This window comes from Phytohabitans sp. LZ39 (assembly GCF_059359075.1).
This window is the reverse complement of record NZ_JCADBM010000004.1, coordinates 408,369-428,248: the sequence shown is the minus strand read 5'-3', so window position 1 is coordinate 428,248 and position 19,880 is coordinate 408,369. Positions and strand designations below refer to the sequence as shown.

18 protein-coding genes and 1 pseudogene are annotated in these 19,880 nt (G+C 72.1%); 11 read left to right on the top strand and 8 right to left on the bottom strand.

What is annotated here, in order from left to right; all coding sequences use genetic code 11:
* Nucleotides 1-146: 146 nt before the first annotated feature.
* Genes AC5L36_RS10950 through AC5L36_RS10940 form a run of 3 tightly spaced genes read right to left on the bottom strand, consistent with a single transcriptional unit; the run spans nt 147 to nt 3,518 of the window.
* Nucleotides 147-1,571: a M28 family peptidase gene (locus AC5L36_RS10950; protein ID WP_441214849.1), complete on the bottom strand. Its 1,425-nt coding sequence runs from the start codon at nt 1,569-1,571 to the stop codon at nt 147-149.
* Complete coding sequence (locus tag AC5L36_RS10945; protein WP_441214848.1) at nt 1,561-2,202, bottom strand: ThuA domain-containing protein; 642 nt, start codon at nt 2,200-2,202, stop codon at nt 1,561-1,563. The genes AC5L36_RS10950 and AC5L36_RS10945 overlap by 11 nt, the downstream gene beginning before the upstream one ends.
* Nucleotides 2,199-3,518, bottom strand: a complete 1,320-nt coding sequence (locus AC5L36_RS10940) for a radical SAM protein (protein ID WP_441214847.1) — start codon at nt 3,516-3,518, stop codon at nt 2,199-2,201. Before AC5L36_RS10940 ends, AC5L36_RS10945 begins: the two co-directional genes overlap by 4 nt.
* A 153-nt stretch (nt 3,519-3,671) precedes the next feature.
* Here AC5L36_RS10940 and AC5L36_RS10935 point away from each other — a divergent pair, with 153 nt between their 5' ends.
* Both AC5L36_RS10935 and AC5L36_RS10930 read left to right on the top strand, forming a co-directional pair.
* On the top strand, nt 3,672-4,076 hold the full coding sequence (locus AC5L36_RS10935; protein ID WP_441214846.1) for an SsgA family sporulation/cell division regulator: 405 nt from the start codon (nt 3,672-3,674) through the stop codon (nt 4,074-4,076).
* 168 nt (nt 4,077-4,244) lie between these two features.
* A pseudogene (locus AC5L36_RS10930) lies at nt 4,245-5,537 on the top strand (D-alanyl-D-alanine carboxypeptidase family protein); the annotation flags it as partial.
* Nucleotides 5,538-6,437: 900 nt separating this feature from the next.
* On the opposite strand, the gene AC5L36_RS10925 reads toward AC5L36_RS10930, so the two are convergent.
* Both AC5L36_RS10925 and AC5L36_RS10920 read right to left on the bottom strand, forming a co-directional pair.
* Nucleotides 6,438-7,262: an ABC transporter permease gene (locus tag AC5L36_RS10925; RefSeq protein ID WP_441214845.1), complete on the bottom strand. Its 825-nt coding sequence runs from the start codon at nt 7,260-7,262 to the stop codon at nt 6,438-6,440.
* Nucleotides 7,259-8,212 (bottom strand): ATP-binding cassette domain-containing protein, encoded by a 954-nt coding sequence (locus AC5L36_RS10920; protein ID WP_441214844.1) that lies wholly within the window; start codon nt 8,210-8,212, stop codon nt 7,259-7,261. Before AC5L36_RS10920 ends, AC5L36_RS10925 begins: the two co-directional genes overlap by 4 nt.
* A gap of 144 nt (nt 8,213-8,356) precedes the next feature.
* Between AC5L36_RS10920 and AC5L36_RS10915 the strand changes: the two genes are divergently transcribed.
* Nucleotides 8,357-9,376, top strand: a complete 1,020-nt coding sequence (locus AC5L36_RS10915; RefSeq protein ID WP_441214843.1) for an aspartate-semialdehyde dehydrogenase — start codon at nt 8,357-8,359, stop codon at nt 9,374-9,376.
* On the opposite strand, the gene AC5L36_RS10910 is transcribed toward AC5L36_RS10915, so the two are convergent.
* Entirely contained in the window at nt 9,373-9,804 is a 432-nt protein-coding gene (locus tag AC5L36_RS10910) for an Lrp/AsnC family transcriptional regulator (protein ID WP_441214842.1), read from the bottom strand. The two genes, AC5L36_RS10915 and AC5L36_RS10910, sit on opposite strands and share 4 nt — an antisense overlap.
* 79 nt (nt 9,805-9,883) lie before the next feature.
* Between AC5L36_RS10910 and AC5L36_RS10905 the strand changes: the two genes are divergently transcribed.
* A complete protein-coding gene (locus AC5L36_RS10905; protein ID WP_441214841.1) occupies nt 9,884-10,153 on the top strand; it encodes a hypothetical protein in 270 nt (89 codons plus the stop codon).
* Here the strand turns inward: AC5L36_RS10905 and AC5L36_RS10900 are convergent.
* Nucleotides 10,142-11,350: a low temperature requirement protein A gene (locus AC5L36_RS10900; protein WP_441214840.1), complete on the bottom strand. Its 1,209-nt coding sequence runs from the start codon at nt 11,348-11,350 to the stop codon at nt 10,142-10,144. The two genes, AC5L36_RS10905 and AC5L36_RS10900, sit on opposite strands and share 12 nt — an antisense overlap.
* Nucleotides 11,351-12,092: 742 nt before the next feature.
* Nucleotides 12,093-12,533 carry a GNAT family N-acetyltransferase gene (locus AC5L36_RS10895; protein WP_441214839.1) on the bottom strand — a complete coding sequence of 147 codons (441 nt, stop codon included), beginning with the start codon at nt 12,531-12,533 and terminating at the stop codon, nt 12,093-12,095.
* 67 nt (nt 12,534-12,600) lie between these two features.
* On the opposite strand from AC5L36_RS10895, the gene AC5L36_RS10890 reads away from it, so the two are divergent.
* The 7 genes from AC5L36_RS10890 to AC5L36_RS10860 all read left to right on the top strand — a co-directional run bounded on the left by AC5L36_RS10890 (nt 12,601) and on the right by AC5L36_RS10860 (nt 19,866).
* On the top strand, nt 12,601-13,893 hold the full coding sequence (locus AC5L36_RS10890; RefSeq protein WP_441214838.1) for an L-fuconate dehydratase: 1,293 nt from the start codon (nt 12,601-12,603) through the stop codon (nt 13,891-13,893).
* A complete protein-coding gene (locus AC5L36_RS10885; protein WP_441214837.1) occupies nt 13,884-14,639 on the top strand; it encodes an SDR family NAD(P)-dependent oxidoreductase in 756 nt (251 codons plus the stop codon). Before AC5L36_RS10890 ends, AC5L36_RS10885 begins: the two co-directional genes overlap by 10 nt.
* A gap of 27 nt (nt 14,640-14,666) precedes the next feature.
* Nucleotides 14,667-15,050, top strand: coding sequence for an L-rhamnose mutarotase (locus AC5L36_RS10880; protein ID WP_441214836.1), 384 nt, complete (start codon nt 14,667-14,669; stop codon nt 15,048-15,050).
* A complete protein-coding gene (locus AC5L36_RS10875) occupies nt 15,047-16,087 on the top strand; it encodes an aldo/keto reductase (protein ID WP_441214835.1) in 1,041 nt (346 codons plus the stop codon). Before AC5L36_RS10880 ends, AC5L36_RS10875 begins: the two co-directional genes overlap by 4 nt.
* Complete coding sequence (locus AC5L36_RS10870) at nt 16,084-16,932, top strand: amidohydrolase family protein (protein ID WP_441214834.1); 849 nt, start codon at nt 16,084-16,086, stop codon at nt 16,930-16,932. The genes AC5L36_RS10875 and AC5L36_RS10870 overlap by 4 nt, the downstream gene beginning before the upstream one ends.
* A gap of 37 nt (nt 16,933-16,969) precedes the next feature.
* Nucleotides 16,970-17,641, top strand: coding sequence for a FadR/GntR family transcriptional regulator (locus AC5L36_RS10865; RefSeq protein ID WP_441214833.1), 672 nt, complete (start codon nt 16,970-16,972; stop codon nt 17,639-17,641).
* Between the two features lie 1,226 nt (nt 17,642-18,867).
* Nucleotides 18,868-19,866, top strand: coding sequence for an aldo/keto reductase (locus AC5L36_RS10860; RefSeq protein ID WP_441214832.1), 999 nt, complete (start codon nt 18,868-18,870; stop codon nt 19,864-19,866).
* Nucleotides 19,867-19,880 lie beyond the last annotated feature (14 nt).

Genomic DNA, 19,880 nt, shown 5'->3' with positions numbered 1-19,880 from the left:
CGCTTTGGGGATCCGGTTGGGAAGAGCGCGGTCTGTCGGAAACATGATTCTCGGCGCGTGGGAGAAATGGGTCCGGCCGCGCATTTCGCGCGGCCGGAAAGCACCAAAGAAAGGGGAACTGACCGAATCGGTCGGAACCGCCCGAGTCAGCTGGACGCGGGTGTGGGGAAAGCGACCGGGCTCCGCAGACCTGCCCGGTCCACCGCCCGCACGCCGAAGAACACGTTGTCCTTCGACAGGTCGATCGTGGCCGTGGTGACGTCGCCGACCGGGATCACGTGCGTCCACTCGGGCGCGGTCGTCTCCCGCCACACCACCTCGTACCCGGCGAGATCCGGATCCGTGCCCCGCTGCCAGCGCAAAGTCGTGTCGTTGGTGAGCGCGGCGGTGAGGATGTTGACGCCCTTGGGTGTGCCGGGGCCGTTGGCCAGCGACCACAGCGCGGCGCCGTTGACCTTGGCGACCCGCGTGATGAAGCCGAAGTCGCAGAATTCGGGCAGGTCGCCGAACTGCACGCCGTCCTCGACGCGCACGTCCTGGTGCTGGTGGCGGAAATCCTCGTTCGGCTCGGTGAAGCGGGCCGCCGGGTAACCCTGCTGGAGGTACGAGATGTGGTCGCTGCCGCGCAAATAGCGGTCGCGGCGATAGATGATGCGGACGTCCATTCCGGTCGCGTCGTTTTCCGCCACGTCTTGCACGAAGCGGGCGAGCTGGCGTGAAGGCGAATCGTTTTCACCGCCCACTGATTGCCGCACCGTGGCCTCGGCCGGCGTCTCCGCGGTCGGCACGCCCTCGGCGAAGAGCCGGATCGTGCGCGGGTCGCGGGTGCCGTCGTCGGCGAGGCTGCTGCCGATGATGTCGTTGCTGAACATGCCCTGGACGTCGGTGCCGGCCGCCTTGTACTGCCGTGCCTGGAACGCCGAGCCGAACAGGCCCTGCTCCTCACCGGCGACCGCGGTGAAGACGAGCGTGGCCGCGGTCGGCCGGGTGGCGAAGAGCCGGGCGAGCTCCATCACCACCGCCACGCCGGACGCGTCGTCGTTGGCGCCGGGGGAGTCGGCGGTCGCGTTGAGCACGTCGCTGACGCGCGAGTCGTAGTGGCCCGAGATCACGTACACCCGCTCGGGGGAGACGGTGCCGCGCAGCGTGGCCAGCACGTTGCTGATCACCGTCGGCACCGGGATGCGCGGGCCTGGCTCCTGCGTGTACGACTGCTTCTCCACGGTCATCCGGCCGCCGGACGCCGCGGCGTACCCGCTGAGCTGGTCGAAGATCCAGTCCCGCGCGGCGCCGATACCGCGGACGGGGTCGTCCTGGCTGGAAAGGGTGTGGCGGGTGCCGAACGCGACGAGGCGGCGCACGGTGGCCTCGATGCGGCGGCGGTCGATGTCGTCGAGCAGTGCCCGGAGGGCGCGGCTCGGCCGTTGGGGGTGGATGGGGCGGCCCGGCCCGGGTGGTGTCCCGTGGCCGCCGGCCGACGCCGGGGCCGCCGCACCGATCAATGGCACAGCGGCGGCCGCCGACGCGGACGCGATGAAGGCCCGTCGAGATGTTCTCTCATCAATGCCCATGCGTGGATATGTTAGTTACCCAGCGCAGTGCTTTCGAGAGATGTCGCCGAAATGCCGGCTCGGCGTAGGACTCGATCGTGTGGCCGAGCGCGGTGTAGAAGGACCGGCCGCCGAGCCGCTCGTGGCACCACGCGACCGGGTGGTCGGCGCCCATGCCACCGCCCTCGTACGTCGACTCGTCGACCCGCAGCAGCACCCGCGCGTCCGGCCGGGAGCGGAAGTCGTACCACTCGTCGACCCGCGCCCACGCCGTCGGGAGATGGTCGGTTGCCGGGTGATCTGGATCGGACACGGTGATCGTGGCGGGCTGCACGGCAGGGTGCCGGTCGAACCACGCGCCGACGAGCTCACCGTAGAACGGCCAGTCGTACTCGGTCGCCGCCGCCGAGTGCACGCCGAGGAAGCCGCCGCCGCCCCGCACGAACCTTTCCAGGGCCGCCCGCCCGGCGCCGGTGAGCACCTCGCCGTTGGTGTTGAGGAAGACGACGGCGGCGAACTCGTCGAGGCGCTCCAGGGCGGCCGGGTCCTCGGTGGCCTCGACGTCGCCGGCCAGCTGCTGAAACGTCTCGATTCCCGCCGGTATCGAGGCGTGGCGAAACCCCGTGGTCCGGGAGAAGACGAGGACTGTCACGCCGACACGGGCGCGTCGGCCGGCAGCGTGTCCATGAAGGAGCTGACCGAGAACACCGCGTTGCCGGCGCCCGGCGGGCCGTACCCGGGTGGAGTCGACAGGCCGTTGGCCTCCATCGTCGCGCGGTACGTCTCGAGCAGCCGGATGTGGTACTCCAGCGGCGCGCCGTGCGGGTTGGTGCGGCCAAGCGGCGTGGTCGGTTCCGGACACCAGGTGGTGAAGCGGGGGAGGATGCCGCGGGACATGAAGTACTGGAGGCCCTCCGTCGTCGACGCGATCGCCTCGTCGACCGTGGTGAAGCCGAACGGCTCGGCCATCTCGATGCCGGCGACGAAGTTGGGGATCACGTTGCGCGGCCCGAAGACCTCGGCCGACTCGAGGATGCGGCGGTGCCACTCCTCGCGCCCCACGTACCGCTCCTTGCCGGGGCAGTAGAGCTCGAAGAGCCGCTTGTCCCACACCTCGTAGTTGGGGTGGTAGATCTGCACGCCGTAGTCGCGGAAGCGCTGCACGTCGGCGCGGGGCAGCGCCTGGGCCACCACCTTGCCGATCCACCGGCCCGGGAAGCGCTCCTCGATCGCCTTGGCGTAGCGCCCGTAGAAGTCGGCCTCCGCGAGACCGTCCACCTTGGACGTCACGCTGCCGCCGGTCAGCGTGTACGCGTGGGAGGTGCCGGCCGTGTCGTAACGGTCGATGATCGCGAGAGCCTCGAGCACCTCCTCGACCGGCTTCACGCCCGTGTACGGCCGGCCCGCCGCCTTGTGCTGCCGCCAGTTGTGGTTGATGTCGCAGTACTGGCACTCCTCCTTGGCGCCGAAGTACTGGCACACCCGGAAGACCGTCAGGTAGATCAGGTAGCCCCACTGGATCGTGGGCGCCACCTCCATCACCGACTTGCCGTTGGCGAGGGTGTGGCGGTAGTAGTCGGGCATCGGCGGGAGCCCGACGTCCGCGATCGGCCGGCCGTCGAGGTGCAGGCGCGCCACGCCGTCGTCGCCCGCCATCACGCGGTACGGGGAGTCCGGGTTGACCCGCACGGACACCACGGTGCGGCGCAGCTCGTAGGGCCCACCGGTGAGCACGACCTCCTCCGGCGGGCGGCGCAGGGCGGCGGCGCCGAGCTCGGGGAGCGTGCGGTGGTCGAAGGAGAAGATGAAGTACGACTTCGGCTTGACCTCGCCGTCGTCACCGTCGGTGAGCACCGACTCGTCGAACGCCATGCCCCCGCGGAGCAGATCTTCCTTGAGCACGGCCTCCCGCGGGATGTGCGGGAACCGGCTCATGAGGTCTTCGACAAGATCGGTGCGCGTCCGCATGACCTCCAGACTGCCACCTCGGGTCCGCGTTCCGGGTGACCATCCTGTGCGCGTGTGCCCCCGGTCACGCTCGGTTTTGCCTATGTGTCTTTTCGGGTTCAACCGAAGCGCTGTTGCCAACGTACATATAAGGTCTTCGACGAGGAGGATGGGTTGGCGACGAAGCGCTCGGCATGGCAGCTCCTGGAGGGCCATGCGTATTCGGCGACGGTGGACGGCAGGGTCAGCGTCGGGCTGGGCTATGCCGCGGACGACCCGTACGCGGTCCACTTGATCGTCAGCGCCGACGCGACGGCGGCGTCGTGCTGGGTGTTCGCGCGCGACCTGCTGATCGCGGGCCTGACCGGCACGGCCGGGCAGGGCGATGTGCTGGTCGGCCTACAGCCCGGCGGCACCGTGGTGAGCGTGGTGCTGCGCAACGGCCGCGACGTGCTCGGCATCGACCTGCCGCGGCTGCCGCTGTGCCGGTTCGCGGCCGATATGCTCGCGATCGTGCCGCGCGGCCGCGAGGGCGGATACGTCGACCTCGACGCGGAGCTGCGCTCGCTCCTGGCCTGAGCGCGGCCGGGCTCTGAGCGCGGCCGGCCCTGATTCGCGGCTCAGCGCCACCGGGGGATGCGAGGACTCCTCTGTTTGGCTAGCCTGATCGCGATGAACGGACGGGTCCTGGTCGCGGCATTGGTTGGCTCGGTGCTCGCGGCCGTGTTGGGACCCGCGCCGGTCGCCATGGCCGCCCCGGTCGCCGCTGCGGCCCCGGTCGCGGTGGCCGCGCCGCTCGCGGTGGCCGCGCCGCTCGCGGAGGACGCGCCGGTCGCGAAGGCGGCGCCGGTGGTGAGGCCGGTCGCGAAGGCCGGGCCAGCCGAGGCGGTGGGGCCGGTCGCGAAGGCTGCCCCGGCGGTGCCGTGCCCCACCGAAAAGCTCTCGCCGCCCCCAAAGCGCCCGCCCAAGCCGAAGGCGCCCGCCCTCGACCCGGCCAACGCGCGGGTCGGCGGCGAGGCGCTCGCCACCACCGGCCTCGCGATCCCCGCCGGCGCGCCCGCGCCGCCGAAGCTCACCGCCAGCACGTGGCTGGTCGCCGACCTGGACACCGGCCAGGTCCTCGGGGCGTGCGACGCGCACGGATACCAGACGCCGGCGAGCGTGCAGAAGGTGCTGCTGGCCGCCACGATGATCCCCAAGCTCGACCCCAAGCAGGTCGTGCAAGTGACGCGCGGCGACCTCGACATCGAGAGCGGCAGCTCCGCGGTCGGCCTGCTCGAAGGCGGCAAGTACCCGATCGAAACGCTCTGGTACGGCCTGCTCTTCGACTCCGGCAACGACGCCGCCAACGTGCTGGCCCGCGTCGGCGGCGGTGACAAGGGCCGGGCCGGCGGCGTCGCCATGATGAACGCCGAGGCCCGCCGCCTGGGCGCCCTACAGACCCACGCGGTCACGCCCTCGGGGCTCGACGGGGCGGGGCAGTTCACCAGCGCGTACGACCTGGTGCTGATCGCCCGCGCCGCGTTCGCGATGCCCGACTTCCGCAAGTACGTGGCGGCGCGCACGGCGAAGATCCCGCCCCAACCGCCCAAGGACACGCGCGGCTTCCAGATCCAGAACGACAACGGCCTGTTGCAGAAGTACCCCGGCGCGCTGGGCGGCAAGAGCGGCTTCACGACGCTGGCCCGCCACTCGTTCGTCGGCGCCGCCAAGCGCGGCGACCGCACGCTGGTGGCCGCGGTGCTCGGCGCCGAGGCGCGGCCGATCCGCGCGTCCGAGCAGACCGGCAAGCTGCTCGACTGGGGCTTCGCGTTGCCGGCCGGCGCCTCGGTCGGCCGCCTCGTCGACCCCGGCGAGCTGGACCCCGAGCCGACACCCACCCCCGACGGCGCGGCCACGGCGGCCGAGGGCGCCGCCCGCCCCGCGGACGGGGTGCCGGGCTCGTCCTCGGCCGCCGTGATCGGCCTGACGGTCGCGTTGGTGGCGATAGTGCTCGTGATGCTGCTGGCGGCCGGCCGCAGACGCGCCGTCGTGCGCGCCCGCCGGGCCGCCCTGGCCGAACGCCGCGCCGCCCTGGGCGCCGGCGCGCGGACCCGCCCAGGCGGCGCCAGGGCCGCGGGACCTCCGCCGCCGGCCGCCCGCCGGGCGGCGCCGAATCGCGGCGACGCGCCCGACAGGCTCTACCGTCCGCCCGACCGGGAGCCGGCTGGCCGGCGGGCGGCGCCGGGTCGTGGTGAGGCGTCGGAGAGGGTCTACCGTCCTGCCGGGCGGGAGCCGGACAGGGCGTCGGGTCGTGGTGACGCGTCCGAGAGGGTCTACCGCCCTGCCGGCCGGGAGCCGGACAGGCCGCCGGCGGCCGCTCGCCCCGCACGTGGGCGCGGCACCACTGACGACCAATACCCGGCGCCGTCGGTGGGCCGGGGCGCTCCGGGCGTGCGTGATCCGCGCGGTGGCCCGGGTGGGCGGCCGCGCGTGGGGGAGCAGGCGCCGGAGCGCCGCCCGCCGGCTCAGCGCCGCGCGCCCGCGGGCCCGCGCGACGACGCCGCACAGAGCGGGGTCGGCGCGCAGACCGGGGCCGGCCAGCCTCCGCGGGACGCCCGATACGCCCCGCCGCGCGGCGAGCGCTACGCGGCGGGCGATCCGGACGGCGAGCGCTACGTGCCGGGCGAGCGTCGGCCACGCCGCGGCCCAGCCGCCCCGGACCCCTACCGCCCGCCACATCCGGACGACCGCTGGCCCTGAGGCTGGCCCGCGCGCCCGGCGATGGCTGGCCCGCGCGCCCGCGGTGGCTGGCCCGCGCGCCCGCGATGGCTGGCCCGCGCCTGGCGATGGCCGGCCCGCGCGCGGCGATGATCGTGAGCGGAAAGTCGCGACGACTGGAACACCAGTGCTGTCAAACCGCTCGGATAACAGCACTGGTGTTCCAGTCGTGCGAAGGCCCTACCGCGAGGCGGCCTTCTTGTAGCGGTTGACCGCCAGCGGCACCGAGATCGCCAACAGCACCGCGACCCAGGCAAGGCTGGTGATCACCGGGTGCTGAAGGGGCCAGGCATCCGGCTGGGGCACGGCCGGATTGGTGTTGCCGAACAGCTCCCGCGCCGCCTGCGTCACCGCGGACACAGGGTTCCACTCCGCGAACGCCTTCAGCGGCCCCGGCAGGTCGGTCACGCCCACGAAGGTGTTGGCGATGAACGTCAGCGGGAAGATGAAGATGAAGCTGGCGTTGTTGACCACCTCGGGGCTGCGCACCGAGAGGCCGACCACGGCGAAGACCCACGAGAACGCGTACGCGAACAGCAGCAGCAGCGCGAAGCCGCCCAGCGCCTCCAGCACCGACGAGTGGATGCGCCAGCCGACGACCAGGCCGGTCAGCGACATCACGATGATGACGATGATGTTGTTGGCCAGGTCGCTGGTGGTGCGGCCGACGAGCAGCGCCGAGCGGGCCATCGGCAGCGAGCGGAAGCGGTCGACGATGCCCTTCTGGATGTCGTCGGCCAGGCCGTAGCCGGTGAGCGTCGAGCCGAAGAGCACCGTCTGGGTGAAGATGCCGGCCATCAGGTATTCGCGGTAGGAGACGCCGGGCACGTCGATCGCGCTGCCGAACACGTAGGCGAACAGCAGCACGAACATGATGGGCGAGAGCGTGGAGAAGACCAGCAGGTCGGGCACTCGCTTGATCTTGATGAGATTGCGCCGGGCGACGGTGATGCCGTCGCGCAGCGGCTTGAGGGTCGGGTTGGCCATCACGGACTCGGTGGTCACGACTGCTCCTCCTCGGCGGCGTGGCCGGTCAGCGTCAGGAACACGTCGTCGAGGCTCGGGCGGCGCAGCCCCACGTCGAGCACCTTGACCGCCTCGGCGTCGAGCCGGCGCAGGCTCTCCATCAGCGCGGACGCGCCACCGGTCACGGGGACGGTGAGGCGGCGGGCCGTCTCGTCGACGGTGATCTCGCCGGAGGCGAGGGGGGAGAGCACCGCGGTGGCGCTCGAGATGTCGGCCGGCGTACTGACGGTCAGCTCCAGCCGCTCGCCGCCGACCTGTGCCTTGAGGTCGTCGGAGGTGCCGAGCGCGATCACCTTGCCGTGGTCGATCACGGCGATCCGGCTGGCCAGCTGGTCGGCCTCCTCCAGGTACTGCGTGGTGAGCAGCAGCGTGCTGCCGGCCGCCACGAGCTCGGAGATCAGATCCCACACGTCGAGGCGGCTGCGCGGGTCGAGGCCGGTGGTCGGCTCGTCGAGGAACAGCACCGGCGGCTGCGCGACAAGCGCACCGGCCAGGTCGAGCCGGCGCCGCATGCCGCCCGAGTAGCCCTTTACCGGGCGGTCGGCGGCCTCCTCCAGGTCGAAACGCGCCAGCAGCTCGCGCGCCCGCGACCGGCTCGCCTTCGCCGTGAAGCCGTAGAGGCGGCCCACCATGTCGAGGTTTTCGAAGCCGGTGAGGTGCTCGTCGACCGCCGCGTACTGCCCCGAGAGGCCGATCATGCCGCGCAGCCGGCGGGCGTCGGCGACCACGTCGAGGCCGGCCACCCGGGCGCGGCCCGCGTCGGGCTTGAGCAGCGTCGTGAACACCCGCACCGCGGTGGTCTTACCGGCCCCGTTGGGCCCCAGCAGGCCCATCACCGTGCCCTGCGGCACCGAAAGATCTAGGCCGTCGAGGGCCACCACGGAGCCGTATTTCTTGACGAGGCCGTCTGCCTCGATCGCGATTTCCATCATCACCCCTTCCAGAACGGCACCATCGTGCCGTACCCCTCCGACATTTCGCGGCCATTTACACCGCGCCATCCGGGGTAAGACCGCCCACACCCTGGGAATTCATCGCTGCCGCCGATATCGGGGACAGGTAGCGTGGCGGCCATGCAGATCGGGATTGTGGGTGCCACCGGCCAGGTGGGTGGCGTCATGCGGCGGGTGCTGGCCGAGCGGGCCTTCCCCGTGGAGCGTCTCCGCCTTTTCGCCTCCGCGCGCTCCGCCGGGCGGCCGCTGCCGTGGGGCGACACCGAGGTCACGGTGGAGGACGCGGCCACGGCCGACTACCGGGGGCTCGACATCGTGCTCTTCTCGGCCGGGAAGGGCACCGCCAAGGAGCTGGCGCCGCGCGTCGCCGAGGCCGGCGCGGTCGTGATCGACAACTCCTCGGCGTGGCGGATGGACCCGGAGGTACCCCTGGTGGTGTCGGAGGTCAACCCCGACGCCGCCGCGCACCGGCCCAAGGGCATCATCGCCAACCCGAACTGCACGACCATGGCCGCGATGCCGGTGTTGCGCCCGCTGCACGCGGAGGCCGGGCTGGTGAGCATGGTGGTGGCCACCTACCAGGCGGTGTCCGGCAGCGGCCTGGCCGGCGTGGCCGAGCTCGACGAGCAGGTGCGCAAGGTCGCCGACCGCGCCGCCGAGCTGGCCTTCGACGGTGAGGCGGTGCAGATCCCGGCCCCCCGGGTGTACGCGCGGTCGATCGCCTTCAACGTGCTGCCGCTGGCCGGCTCGATCGTCGACGACGGCTCCGACGAGACCGACGAGGAGCAGAAGCTCCGCAACGAGAGCCGCAAGATCCTCGGCATCCCGGAGCTGAAGGTGGCCGGCACGTGCGTGCGGGTGCCGGTCTACACGGGGCACTCGCTCCAGGTCAACGCCCGCTTCGCGGCGCCGCTGAGCCCCGCGCGGGCGCGGGAGCTGGTCGCCGCCGCGCCCGGCGTGGAGCTGTCCGACGTGCCCACCCCGATCCAGGCGGCCGGCAAGGACCCGACGTACGTGGGGCGGATCCGCGCCGACGAGACCGTCGAGCACGGCATCTCGTTCTTCTGCTCCAGCGACAACCTGCGCAAGGGCGCCGCGCTCAACGCCGTGCAGATCGCGGAGCTGGTGGCGCGCGGCTAGGGATCCACGGGGCGCCAGGAGAGGGGTGTCGAGAGCACCATCGTGCTGGAGGGCTGCCCGTACGGCGCCAGCCGGTCGATGACCGCCTCGAACTCCTCCATGGCGCGCGTCGCCACCTTGAGGATGCAGCAGGCGTCGCCGGTGACGCGGTGGATCTCCAGCACCTCCGGCCAGGCGGCCACGTCCGGGTCGCGCAGCACGCAGCGCGCGCCGTAGCAGGACATCCGGATCACCGCGACCACGTGGCGGCCGGCCTTGGCCAGGTCGACGTGCGCGTGGTAGCCGGTCACCACGCCGATGCGCTCCAGCCGCCGCACCCGCTCGGCCACGGCGGGCGGCGAGAGGTGCACGCGGCGGGACAGCTCGCTGTAGGACAGCCGGGCGTCCCGCTGAAGCTCACGCAGCAGAGCCCAGTCCATCTCGTCCACCAGCATGAGCCTAAACGGCGCCGCCCGATCTTCCCTTGGGGGCGATGACTACTACGGCTGGTAGTATTAAAGTGTACGCGTGTCGATCGATGGTGGTTGCTGGCACGACGACCTGGCGTACCGCGTCGGCCTCATCGTGCGCGCGGAGCGGGAGCGGCTGGCGCGGCGCCGCCCCGACCTGGACGACGCCGACCTCGCAGCCGTCGAGGACACCCTCTGGCGGATCGCCGACCACCTGCTGCTGCGCCGCGCCCGCCAGGTGACGGTGGATCCCGCGGCGGCCGCCCGCCTGTGGGACGCTCCGGTCCGGGACGCGCTGGCCGCCACACCGCCGCGTTTACGTGGATAGGGAAGGCGCCAGGCGCTCGTCTCCGCGGTGTGCGGCCACCACCGTCGTCGCGACCAGCGCGGCCACCACGGCCGCCGTCACCGGCACCGGCTCGGGCGTGAGCGGCGCCAGCAACGCCAGTACCGCGGCGGCCGGGTACGCCACGACGATCAACCCCCGCTGGTGCGGCCGCACGTGCAGGAGCCAGACGCTGAACAGGTACACGGCGACCGGCACCGCCACCGCGTAACCGACCGCGACGCCGCCCAGGTGCGCCTTGTGCGTCTCGTAGTCCACGGCGACCGCCAGCCCCGCACCGGCCGCCGCGGCCGAGGCGAAGATCAGATAGTGGCCGTACCCCCAGAAGAGGGCCACCCGCATCGACGTGAGCAGCCGGCTGGCCGGGCGGTCGAAGTACAGCCACCACATCCCGAACACGATCACGATGCCCGGACCCGCCACCCGCAGCAGGCCGCCGAGCTCGGCGTCCTCGTCGAGCGCGCTCTGCACCGCGACGCTGGCGGCCAGGATCGACTCGCCGAGCACGATGATGGTGAACAGCCCGTACCGCTCGGCGATGTGCTCCGGGTGCCACGTCGTCTCGGCCACCCGCTCGGCCCAGATCGGCACCGCGAGCTCGGCCAGCACCAGCAGCACGAAGCCGGGCACCAGCGCCGCGTCCGGGAGTACCCCGTCCTGGAGCACGAGGCGCAGCACCCAGCCGACCTGGACGAGCGTGATGCCGATCGCGTACCGCCGCCCGACCGCCCGCCGCCCCGGGTGCACGTCGGTGTGCGCCACCCGCAGCCACTGCACGACCATGGCCAGCCGCATGAGCACGTAGCCGTACGTGATCACCGAGAAGTCCGCGTCCGCGAACGCGCGAGGCACCCCGGCCGCCAGCACGAGCGCGCCCGTGACCTGCACCAGCGTGGTGATCCGGTACACGTCGTCGTCGGTGTCGTAGGCGGACGCGAACCAGGTGAAGTTCATCCACGCCCACCAGATCGCGAAGAACACCATCAGGTAGCTGGGCACCGCGTGCCCGATGTGGTCCTCGGCGACGTCGTGGTGCAGCTGGGCGGCCGCCTGCGCGACCGCGACCACGAAGCACAGGTCGAAGAAGAGCTCGAGCGGAGTCGACGCGCGGTGCGGCTCGTCGGGGTGGCGGGCCACCATCGGCCGGTACCAGGGCCGCCTGGCAGACGTGTGGGTCACGCCGTCACCTTAGGCGGCGACGTGCTCGTTTGTTGCGAACCTCTTTGTATGCCCGCGTCCGCGTGTGGTCGCCCGTCGTTGCTCCCGCGGGCTCCAGCTCCGCTGTTGGTTGCGGTGAGTGCGGGGCGCCGCTGGTCTGGGGGTGGAAGGTCACTAGAGACCTTTCGGAGTCGGGGTGGCTTCGACCCCTATTTGGACAGAGATTTGAGCTACCGCGATGTCCGTCGTGGTCCGGACCGTTGCTCCCGCGGCCTCACCCGTCCGCCGTTGGTCGCGCTCACCCCTGCGCGCGACCGGCCGGCAGGAAAGGGGGCGGGGTGACGGGCTCGCGTCAGGCGGTGGTCGGCGTTTGTCCACAATGCCCGTTCCCGAATCGGCGATCCGGGAAGGCAACGGGGTTGTCGTCGCCGTGTGTAACCGCCACGAGGGTGTGAGCGGCGCGAGGTTCGAGATCTAGGAGGGTTAGGGCGCTATTTCAACCCTAAGTCTGCTAGATCTCGAAGTCTGGTCCCTTTGGCTGGTTACGCTGCGTCAGGATGGCGCAGGTAGGCCCCGCGAAGACCCCGGGCGGGGCTTGTCTCGCGGAGCTGGCAGTGGACGGCCGGGGATTTCGGCGAGCGCTGCGAGCCGCCGGCCGGGAGCGGTGCCCGCGGGAGCATACGGTCCGCCGCTGACGCGGACGTGGGCAAATCTGCCTTGAAGCAACGCCGCGACGAGCGGCGACCCGGACCCCGAAAGGTCTCTAGGCCGGGGCGGCGTAGTCGTACCGGATGAAGCCGGTGAAGACGGCGACCTTGTCGTAGAGGGCCCGCGCTGTCACGTTGTCCTGTTTCGTGGTCCAGTAGAGGCGCGCGGCGCCGCGGGTGCGGGCGGCGCGGGCCACCTCCTCGATGAGTGCGCGGGCGGCGCCCTTGCCGCGGGCGGTCTCGTCGACGAAGAGGTCCTGGAGGTAGCAGTAGTCGGGCTGCCAGACCGTGGCGTGGAAGAGGTAGTGCGCGATGCCGACCAGCCGGCCGTCCAGCCAGGCGCCGGTGCCGTGCAGGTCTTCGGGGCCGAGCAGGCGGCGCCAGGTTTCCGTGTAGCCCTCGTCGGGCACCGGCGTCTCGTAGAACGCCTTGTAGCCGCGGGCCAGGACCTCCCATGCGGCGCGGTCCTCCGGGCGGAGGGGGCTGATGGTGATCATCGCGACAACTATCCCACAGGGGCTGTGTCCTTGTGCCGGTCGGAGGGGACTGGTAGACATCGGATGTATGAGGATCGTCGCGCTGGACACCTATGACATCCGGTTTCCGACGTCCCGGGAGTTGGACGGCTCCGACGCGATGAACCCCGATCCGGACTACTCGGCCGCCTACGTGGTGCTCCGCACGGACGCGCCGGACGGGCACGAGGGGCACGGCTTCGCGTTCACGATCGGGCGGGGTAACGACGTGCAGTCCGCGGCGATCGCGGCGCTCGCGCCCTACCTGGTCGGCCGGCCCCTGGAGGCCACGCTCGACGACCTCGGCGGGGTGTGGCGAGACCTCGTGCACGACTCGCAGCTGCGCTGGCTGGGCCCGGAGAAGGGCGTGATGCACATGGCGATCGCGGCCGTGGTCAACGCGCTCTGGGACCTCAAGGCCAAGCGTGCCGGCCTTCCGCTGTGGCGGCTGCTCGCACGCATGTCGCCCGAGGAGCTCGTCGCGCTCGTCGACTTCCGGTACCTGACGGACGCGCTCACCCCCGACGAGGCGCTGGAGATCCTGCGCCGCGCGGAGCCCGGCCGGGCCGAGCGGGAGGCGGCGCTGCTCGACGGCGGCTACCCCGCCTACACCACCACGCCGGGCTGGCTCGGCTACGACGACGACAAGCTCCGCCGCCTGTGCAAGGAGGCCGTCGAGCAGGGGTTCAAGCAGGTCAAGCTGAAGGTCGGCGCCGACCTCGCGGACGACGTACGGCGCCTGCGGATCGCCCGCGACGTGTGCGGGCCGGACGTGCGCATCGCCATCGACGCCAACCAGCGGTGGGACGTGGGCGCGGCGGTGGAGTGGGTGCGGGCGCTGGCCGAGTTCGAGCCGTGGTGGGTGGAGGAGCCGACCAGCCCCGACGACGTGCTCGGCCACGCCGCGATCGCCCGGCAGATCGCTCCGATCGGGGTGGCCACCGGCGAGCACGTGCAAAACCGGGTGGTTTTCAAGCAGTTGCTCCAGCTGAGCGCGGTGTCGTACGTGCAGATCGACGCCGTCCGCGTCGCCGGGGTCAACGAAAACGTGGCGATCCTGTTGCTGGCGGCCAAGTACGGCGTGCCGGTCTGCCCGCACGCCGGCGGCGTGGGCCTGTGCGAGATGGTCCGGCATCTGTCCATGTTCGACTTCGTGGCGGTGTCGACGAGCATGGACGACCGCGTCATCGAGTTCGCGGACCACCTGCACGAGCACTTCGTCGACCCGGCGGTGGTGCGCGACGGGCGGTACGTCGCGCCGACCGCGCCCGGTTTCAGCGCTACGATGCGGCCGGAGACGCTTGTCGACTACTCCTATCCGGACGGTCCAATATGGAGCTGACAGACTTCGCGGGCCGGCGCGCCGTCGTCACCGGTGGCGCGTCCGGCATCGGGCTGGCGACGGCCCAGCTGCTCGCCGCGCGGGGCGCCCGGGTGGCGTGCCTCGACCTCAAGCCCGAGGGGCTGCCCGAGCCACTGCTGGGATTCGGCACCGACGTGCGCGACGACGCGTCGGTGCGCGCCGGGGTCGCCGCGGCGGCGGACGCGCTCGGCGGCCTCGACGTGCTCGTCAACAACGCCGGGATCGGCGCGCAGGGCACCGTCGAGACCAACCCCGACGACGAGTGGCTGCGCGTGCTCGACGTCAACGTGGTCGGCATCGTGCGGGTCACCCGCGCCGCGCTGCCGCACCTGCGCGCCTCACCGCACGCCGCGATCGTCAACACCTGCTCGATCGCGGCCACCGTCGGCCTGCCCGCGCGGGCGCTCTACAGTGCCAGCAAGGGTGCGGTGCAGTCGCTGACCCTGGCGATGGCCGCCGACCACGTGCGCGAGGGCATCCGGGTCAACTGCGTCAACCCCGGCACCGTCGACACGCCGTGGGTGCGCCGCCTGCTCGACACCGCGGCCGACCCGGAGGCCGAGCTCGCCGCGCTCCGCGCCCGCCAGCCCACCGGTCGGCTGGTCAGCGCCGAGGACGTGGCCGCCGCGATCGTGTTCCTGGCCAGCCCGGCCGCCGCGTCCACCACCGGCACGGTCCTCGCCGTCGACGGCGGGATGCAGGGCCTGCGCCTGCGGCAGCCGTGAGCCCACACCAAACATCGGAGGTTCGCCGTGACCGAGCTTGCGAGGGAACCATCAGACTCAGCGTCGACACCCGGCGCTGGCCGCACCATCGGGCGGCCGTTCCACCGCATCGCGCTGCACACCCGATTGAAGCCGGGCAAGGAGAGCGAGTACGAGGAGGTCCACGCGACGATCCCGGCGGAGCTCGACGCCGCGCTGCGGGCGGCCGGCGTGCACGCCTGGCGGATCTGGCGCGACGGCCGCGACCTCTTCCACCTGGTCGAGGTCGACGACTACAAGGAGATGCGGGACGCGCTCCGCGACCATCCGGCCAACATCCCGTGGCAGGCCCGGATGGCCGAGCTCCTCGAGGTCGAAGACGACTACTCCGGCGCCGACTCCGGGATCAAGCTGGTCTGGGAGCTGCCGTGAATGCTACGAGTGAGCGGGGCCCGGCGGACCGGGACCACGACGACGCTGAGCGAGCGACCAGGCCAGTAGAGCTCGGCCGGCTGGGCCTGGGCTGCGCCCAGCTCGGCAACCTCTACCACGAGGTCGACGACGCCACCGCCGCCCGCACCGTCGCCGCCGCCTGGGACGCCGGCATCCGCTACTTCGACACCGCGCCGCACTACGGCTTGGGCCTCTCCGAGCGCCGCCTCGGCGCGGCGGTCCGCGGCCTGCCGCGAGCCGAGTACGTGGTCAGCACCAAGGTCGGGCGCCGGCTCGTGCCCGACCCGGCGGGCGCCGGCCGCCGCGACGGCGAGGGCTTCGCGGTGCCCGCCGACCACCGCCGGGTGTGGGACTTCAGCGCCGACGGGGTACGCCGCTCGCTCGACGAGAGCCTCGCCCGGCTCGGCCTCGACCGGGTCGACCTGGTGCTCGTCCACGACCCGGAAGACCACATGGCGGCGGCGCTCGACGAGGCGTACCCGGCGCTGGCCGACCTGCGGGCACAGGGCGTGGTGCGGGCGGTCGGCGTGGGCAGCAAACAATGGGAGGTGCTGCACCGCTTCGCCCGCGACACCGGCGTCGACTTCGTGATGATCGCCGGCCGGTACACCCTGCTCGAACAGCCCGCCCTCGACACGCTGCTGCCCGAGTGCGCGCGGCGCGGCGTCGGCGCCGTCGTGGCGGGCGTCTTCAACAGCGGGCTGCTCGCCGAGGATCGGCCGCACCAGGGCCTGCCGTACGAGTACGGCCCGGCACCGTCCACTGTGCTCGACCGGGCCCGCGCGCTCGCCGCCACCTGCGCCCGGCACGGCACGTCGCTCCCGGCCGCGGCGATCGCGTTCGCGGCGGCGCATCCGGCCGTCGCGTCGGTCGTGGTCGGTGCGCAGGACCCCGACCAGGTACGCCGCAACGCCGCCCTCGCGCACGCCGACCCGCCACCGAAGGAGCTGTGGGCCGACCTCGTCGCCGAAGGGTTGCTCCGCCCCGACGCCCCGGTGCCGGGCGGCGGCACATGACCGTCGTCGACGCCCACCACCACCTGTGGGGCGCCGACCAGGGGTACACCTGGCTCGACCAGCCGAGCCTCGCCCCGATCCGCCGCACCTTCGGCCCCGACGACCTGGCCGCCGCGGTCGAGGGCACCGGCGTGGCGCGGACCGTCCTGGTCGAGGGCGGGCGGTGCGACACCGCCGAGGCGGCCCTGCTGCTCGGGCACGCCAAGGACTCCCCGCTGATCGCCGGCGTGGTGGCGTGGGCCGACCCGGCCGACCCGGCGCTAGCCGACACCCTCGCCGGTTACCGCGCCCTGCCCGGCGGCGAGCGCCTGGTGGGTATCCGCTCCCAGGTGCAGGGGGAGAAGGACCCCGGCTACCTCGACCGCGCGGACGTGCGCCGCGGCCTGCGTACCGTCGCGGCCGCCGGGCTCCCGTTCGACCTCGTGGTGCGCGCCGACCAGCTGGCCGCGGCGGCCCGCCTCGCCGGCGAGCTGCCGGAGGTCCGCTTCGTGCTGGACCACCTCGGCAAGCCGCCGATCGCCGCCGGCGCCTCGGAAACCTGGCGCGGTGCCCTGCACGCGCTCGCCGCCCTCCGCAACGTCACCGCCAAGCTCTCCGGCCTCGTCACCGAGGCCGACTGGAGCACGTGGACGGTGGGCGACCTGGCCCCGTTCGTGGCGGTGGCGGTGGACGCGTTCGGCCCCGAGCGCCTGATGTTCGGCTCGGACTGGCCGGTCTGCCTGCTGGCCGCCCCCTACGGCCGCGTGAAGCAGGCGCTCGCCGACGCGCTACCGCCGCTGTCCGCGACCGAGCGGGCCGATGTGTTCGGCGGCACGGCGCTACGGACGTACGATCTACGACCGTAGCCCGGAGGCACCGGCGATCTGGGTGGGAGGGCGACATATGGCGGTCACCGACGAGGCGATCGACAAGATCAAAGGCATGATCGTGTCCGGGGAGATGCGCCCCGGCGACCGGCTCCCGCGCGAGGCCGACCTCGCCGAACGCCTCGGCCTCTCCCGCAACTCCCTGCGCGAAGCCGTCAAGGCCCTCTCGCTCATCCGCGTGCTCGACGTACGCCAGGGCGACGGCACCTACGTGACAAGCCTCGCGCCCGGCCTCCTGCTCGACGCGCTGAGCTTCGTCGTCGACTTCCACCGCGACGACACGGTGCTGGAGTTCCTCGAGGTGCGGCGCATCCTCGAACCCTCCGCCACCGCCCTGGCCGCCCAACGGATGACCGACGACGACATCGACGGCCTGCGCGAGGTGCTCGCCGAGCTCGGCGAAGAACCCACCATCGACGCGCTGGTCGCCAACGACCTCGAGTTTCACCGGCGGATCGCGGCCGGCTCCGGCAACAACGTGCTCTGCTCACTCATCGACAGCCTCTCCGGCCCCACCACCCGCGCCCGCATCTGGCGCGGCCTCACCCAGGAGGGCGCGGTCGCCAAGACCCGCGAACAGCACGCCGCGATCCTGGAGGCCATCGCCTCGCGCCAGCCCGAGCTGGCCCGCTCCTGGGCGACGGTCCACGTCGCCGGCGTCGAGGACTGGCTCCGCAGGGCGCTGTAGAGACTTTCGGCGTCGGGCTTCTCGCCCTTCGGGCGGACATATTTGCCCACGTCCGCGTCAGCTGTAGACCGTATGCTCCCGCGGGCACCGCTCCCGGCCGGCGGCTCGCAGCGCTCGCCGAAACCCCCGGCCGTCCACTGCCGGCTCCGCGGGACAAGCCCCTACCTGCGAAATCCTGACGCAGCGTCACCAGCCCGGGGAACTTCGAAATCTAGGAGCCGCTTGTCCCTTGCTCAGCGGTTTGTGGTTGCGGTTACTGCTGCGCCTCCGGCGGGGCCTCGGGCTCCGGCCGGGCCGTTCCCGGCTTGTTCACCGTTCTTGGTGGGTGGTTGCGGTGGGGAGCCGTGTCGTATGCCGTCGTCCAGGCTGAGCCGAGCAGGCCAGCGCCGGGGCCGCCAGCCGCCGTCTGATCGTCACGGTGCGCGGGTCGTGGCGGCCCCGGCGCTGGTCTGCTCCCCGTGCGGGTGGACGACGGCATACGGCACGGCTCGGGCTTCGCCCGCTGGCTGCGGCTTAGAGGTGGCCGGGCCGCGAAACACGATGATCGCCGGCCTACCTTTCCCACTGTTTGGGGATGTGGCTCGGCGTGTGGGGGCGTCATGATCGTTCGCCCGAAATGGCTGTGACACGCCGAAGACCACGCCCATAACGGGCTAACGATCATGCGATGCGGCCGCCGCAGACCTGCATCTCCCAGGTGACGGGACGATCGGCTCGGGATTTGGGAGGCGTCGTGATCGTTAGCCCGGAACCCGTGTGACACGCCGGCACGGACGCGGGTTTTGGGCTAACGATCACCGAAGCGTGGTGGGCACCGGGCTTGCGAAGCTCGCGCGGCGAACCCATGGTGGTCCGGAAATATCCCCTGACTAGCCGGCGGGAGGGTCGTCTGGTCCCTTGATCGGCGCGCGTGGGTAGCGATGGTCGTTGGCCCAACCCGCCAAGCCGCAGCCGGCGTGCGAAGCCCCATGCTCCGCCGGAGGCGCGCTAGCCGCAACCAGACAAACCTGAAGGAGCGGAGAACCGCGGTCGTGGAAGCGCGCGCTGGTGGGCTTGTCGCGCGGAGCTGGCAGTGGAGGCCGGGGGTCTCGGCGAGCGCTGCGAGCCGCCGGCCGGAGCGGTGCCCGCGGGAGCATGCGGTCCGCAGGTGACGCGGACGTGGGCAAATGTGCTTTTTGAAAATGGGCTTTGACTTCGCGTGCGCTCGAAGTCCTAGCGTCGGCGTCATGGATACCGTTGCACTCGGAGACACGGGGGAGCGGGTCAGCCGGCTCGCTCTCGGCGCGATGCTCATGGGGACCCGCACCAGCGAGGCCGATTCGTTCGAGATCCTCGACCGCTATCTCGCGGCGGGCGGGAGCTTTGTCGACACCGCCAACTGCTACGCCTGGTGGACCGCGCCCGGAGCCCGCGGTGGGGAGAGCGAGGCGTTGCTCGGCCGGTGGTTTGCCAAGCGGGGGCGGCGGGACGACGTCTTCCTCGCCACCAAGGGGAGTGCGTGGGTCGAGCGCGCCGACGAGGTGCGGGGCGCGCCGTGGGAGGTCGTGCGCAATGAGTACGAGGGCGCGGGCGGTGACACGCTGCGGCGTGCGGTCGACGACAGCCTGCGGCGGCTCGGTACCGACCACATCGACCTGTACTACGTGCACGTCGACGACCGGAACACGCCGATCGAAGAGACGTTGCGGGCGCTGGACGAGGTGGTCAAGGCCGGCAAGGTGCGCTACATCGGATGGTCCAATGTGCGCACTTGGCGGCTGGAGCGGGTGCGGCAGGTGGCCTCACGCAACGGGTGGGTGGCGCCGGTCGCGTTGCAGCAGCAGCACAGCTACCTGCGGCGGCGGGCCGGGCTTTCGCACGCGTCCATCGTGGACGACGAGCAGATGGACTTCCTGCGGGCCAACCCGGAGGTCACGCTCGTCGCGTACTCGCCGATCCTCAAGGGAATCTACGACGACCCGGAAAAGCGGCGCGGGCACGACATGATGTCCGCGTACGAGGGGCCGGACGCCGAGGCGCGGCTGGCCGTCCTCACCGACCTGGCGGGGGAATTGGGCGTCACGCCTAACCAGCTCGTCATCGCCTGGCTGCTGCACCAGACCGATCCGGCGATGGTGACGCTGCTCGGGCCGCGCACGGTCGAACAGTTCGCGGCGGCCTTGCCCGCCCTGGACGTCAAGCTGGAGGCCGAGCAGCTTGCGCGCCTGGATTCGGCGGGCGCGTAGCGGGGTAACGGGGG

Excerpts from the sequence above, each read along its gene's own strand:
- AC5L36_RS10870 (WP_441214834.1), top strand. The coding sequence starts at position 16,084 with ATGACCGTCGTCGACGCCCACCACCACCTGTGGGGCGCCGACCAGGGG.
- AC5L36_RS10860 (WP_441214832.1), top strand. The coding sequence starts at position 18,868 with ATGGATACCGTTGCACTCGGAGACACGGGGGAGCGGGTCAGCCGGCTC.
- AC5L36_RS10865 (WP_441214833.1), top strand. The coding sequence starts at position 16,970 with ATGGCGGTCACCGACGAGGCGATCGACAAGATCAAAGGCATGATCGTG.
- AC5L36_RS10940 (WP_441214847.1), bottom strand. The coding sequence starts at position 3,518 with ATGCGGACGCGCACCGATCTTGTCGAAGACCTCATGAGCCGGTTCCCG.
- AC5L36_RS10950 (WP_441214849.1), bottom strand. The coding sequence starts at position 1,571 with ATGGGCATTGATGAGAGAACATCTCGACGGGCCTTCATCGCGTCCGCG.
- AC5L36_RS10920 (WP_441214844.1), bottom strand. The coding sequence starts at position 8,212 with ATGGAAATCGCGATCGAGGCAGACGGCCTCGTCAAGAAATACGGCTCC.
- AC5L36_RS10890 (WP_441214838.1), top strand. The coding sequence starts at position 12,601 with ATGAGGATCGTCGCGCTGGACACCTATGACATCCGGTTTCCGACGTCC.
- AC5L36_RS10885 (WP_441214837.1), top strand. The coding sequence starts at position 13,884 with ATGGAGCTGACAGACTTCGCGGGCCGGCGCGCCGTCGTCACCGGTGGC.
- AC5L36_RS10915 (WP_441214843.1), top strand. The coding sequence starts at position 8,357 with ATGCAGATCGGGATTGTGGGTGCCACCGGCCAGGTGGGTGGCGTCATG.
- AC5L36_RS10895 (WP_441214839.1), bottom strand. The coding sequence starts at position 12,533 with ATGATCACCATCAGCCCCCTCCGCCCGGAGGACCGCGCCGCATGGGAG.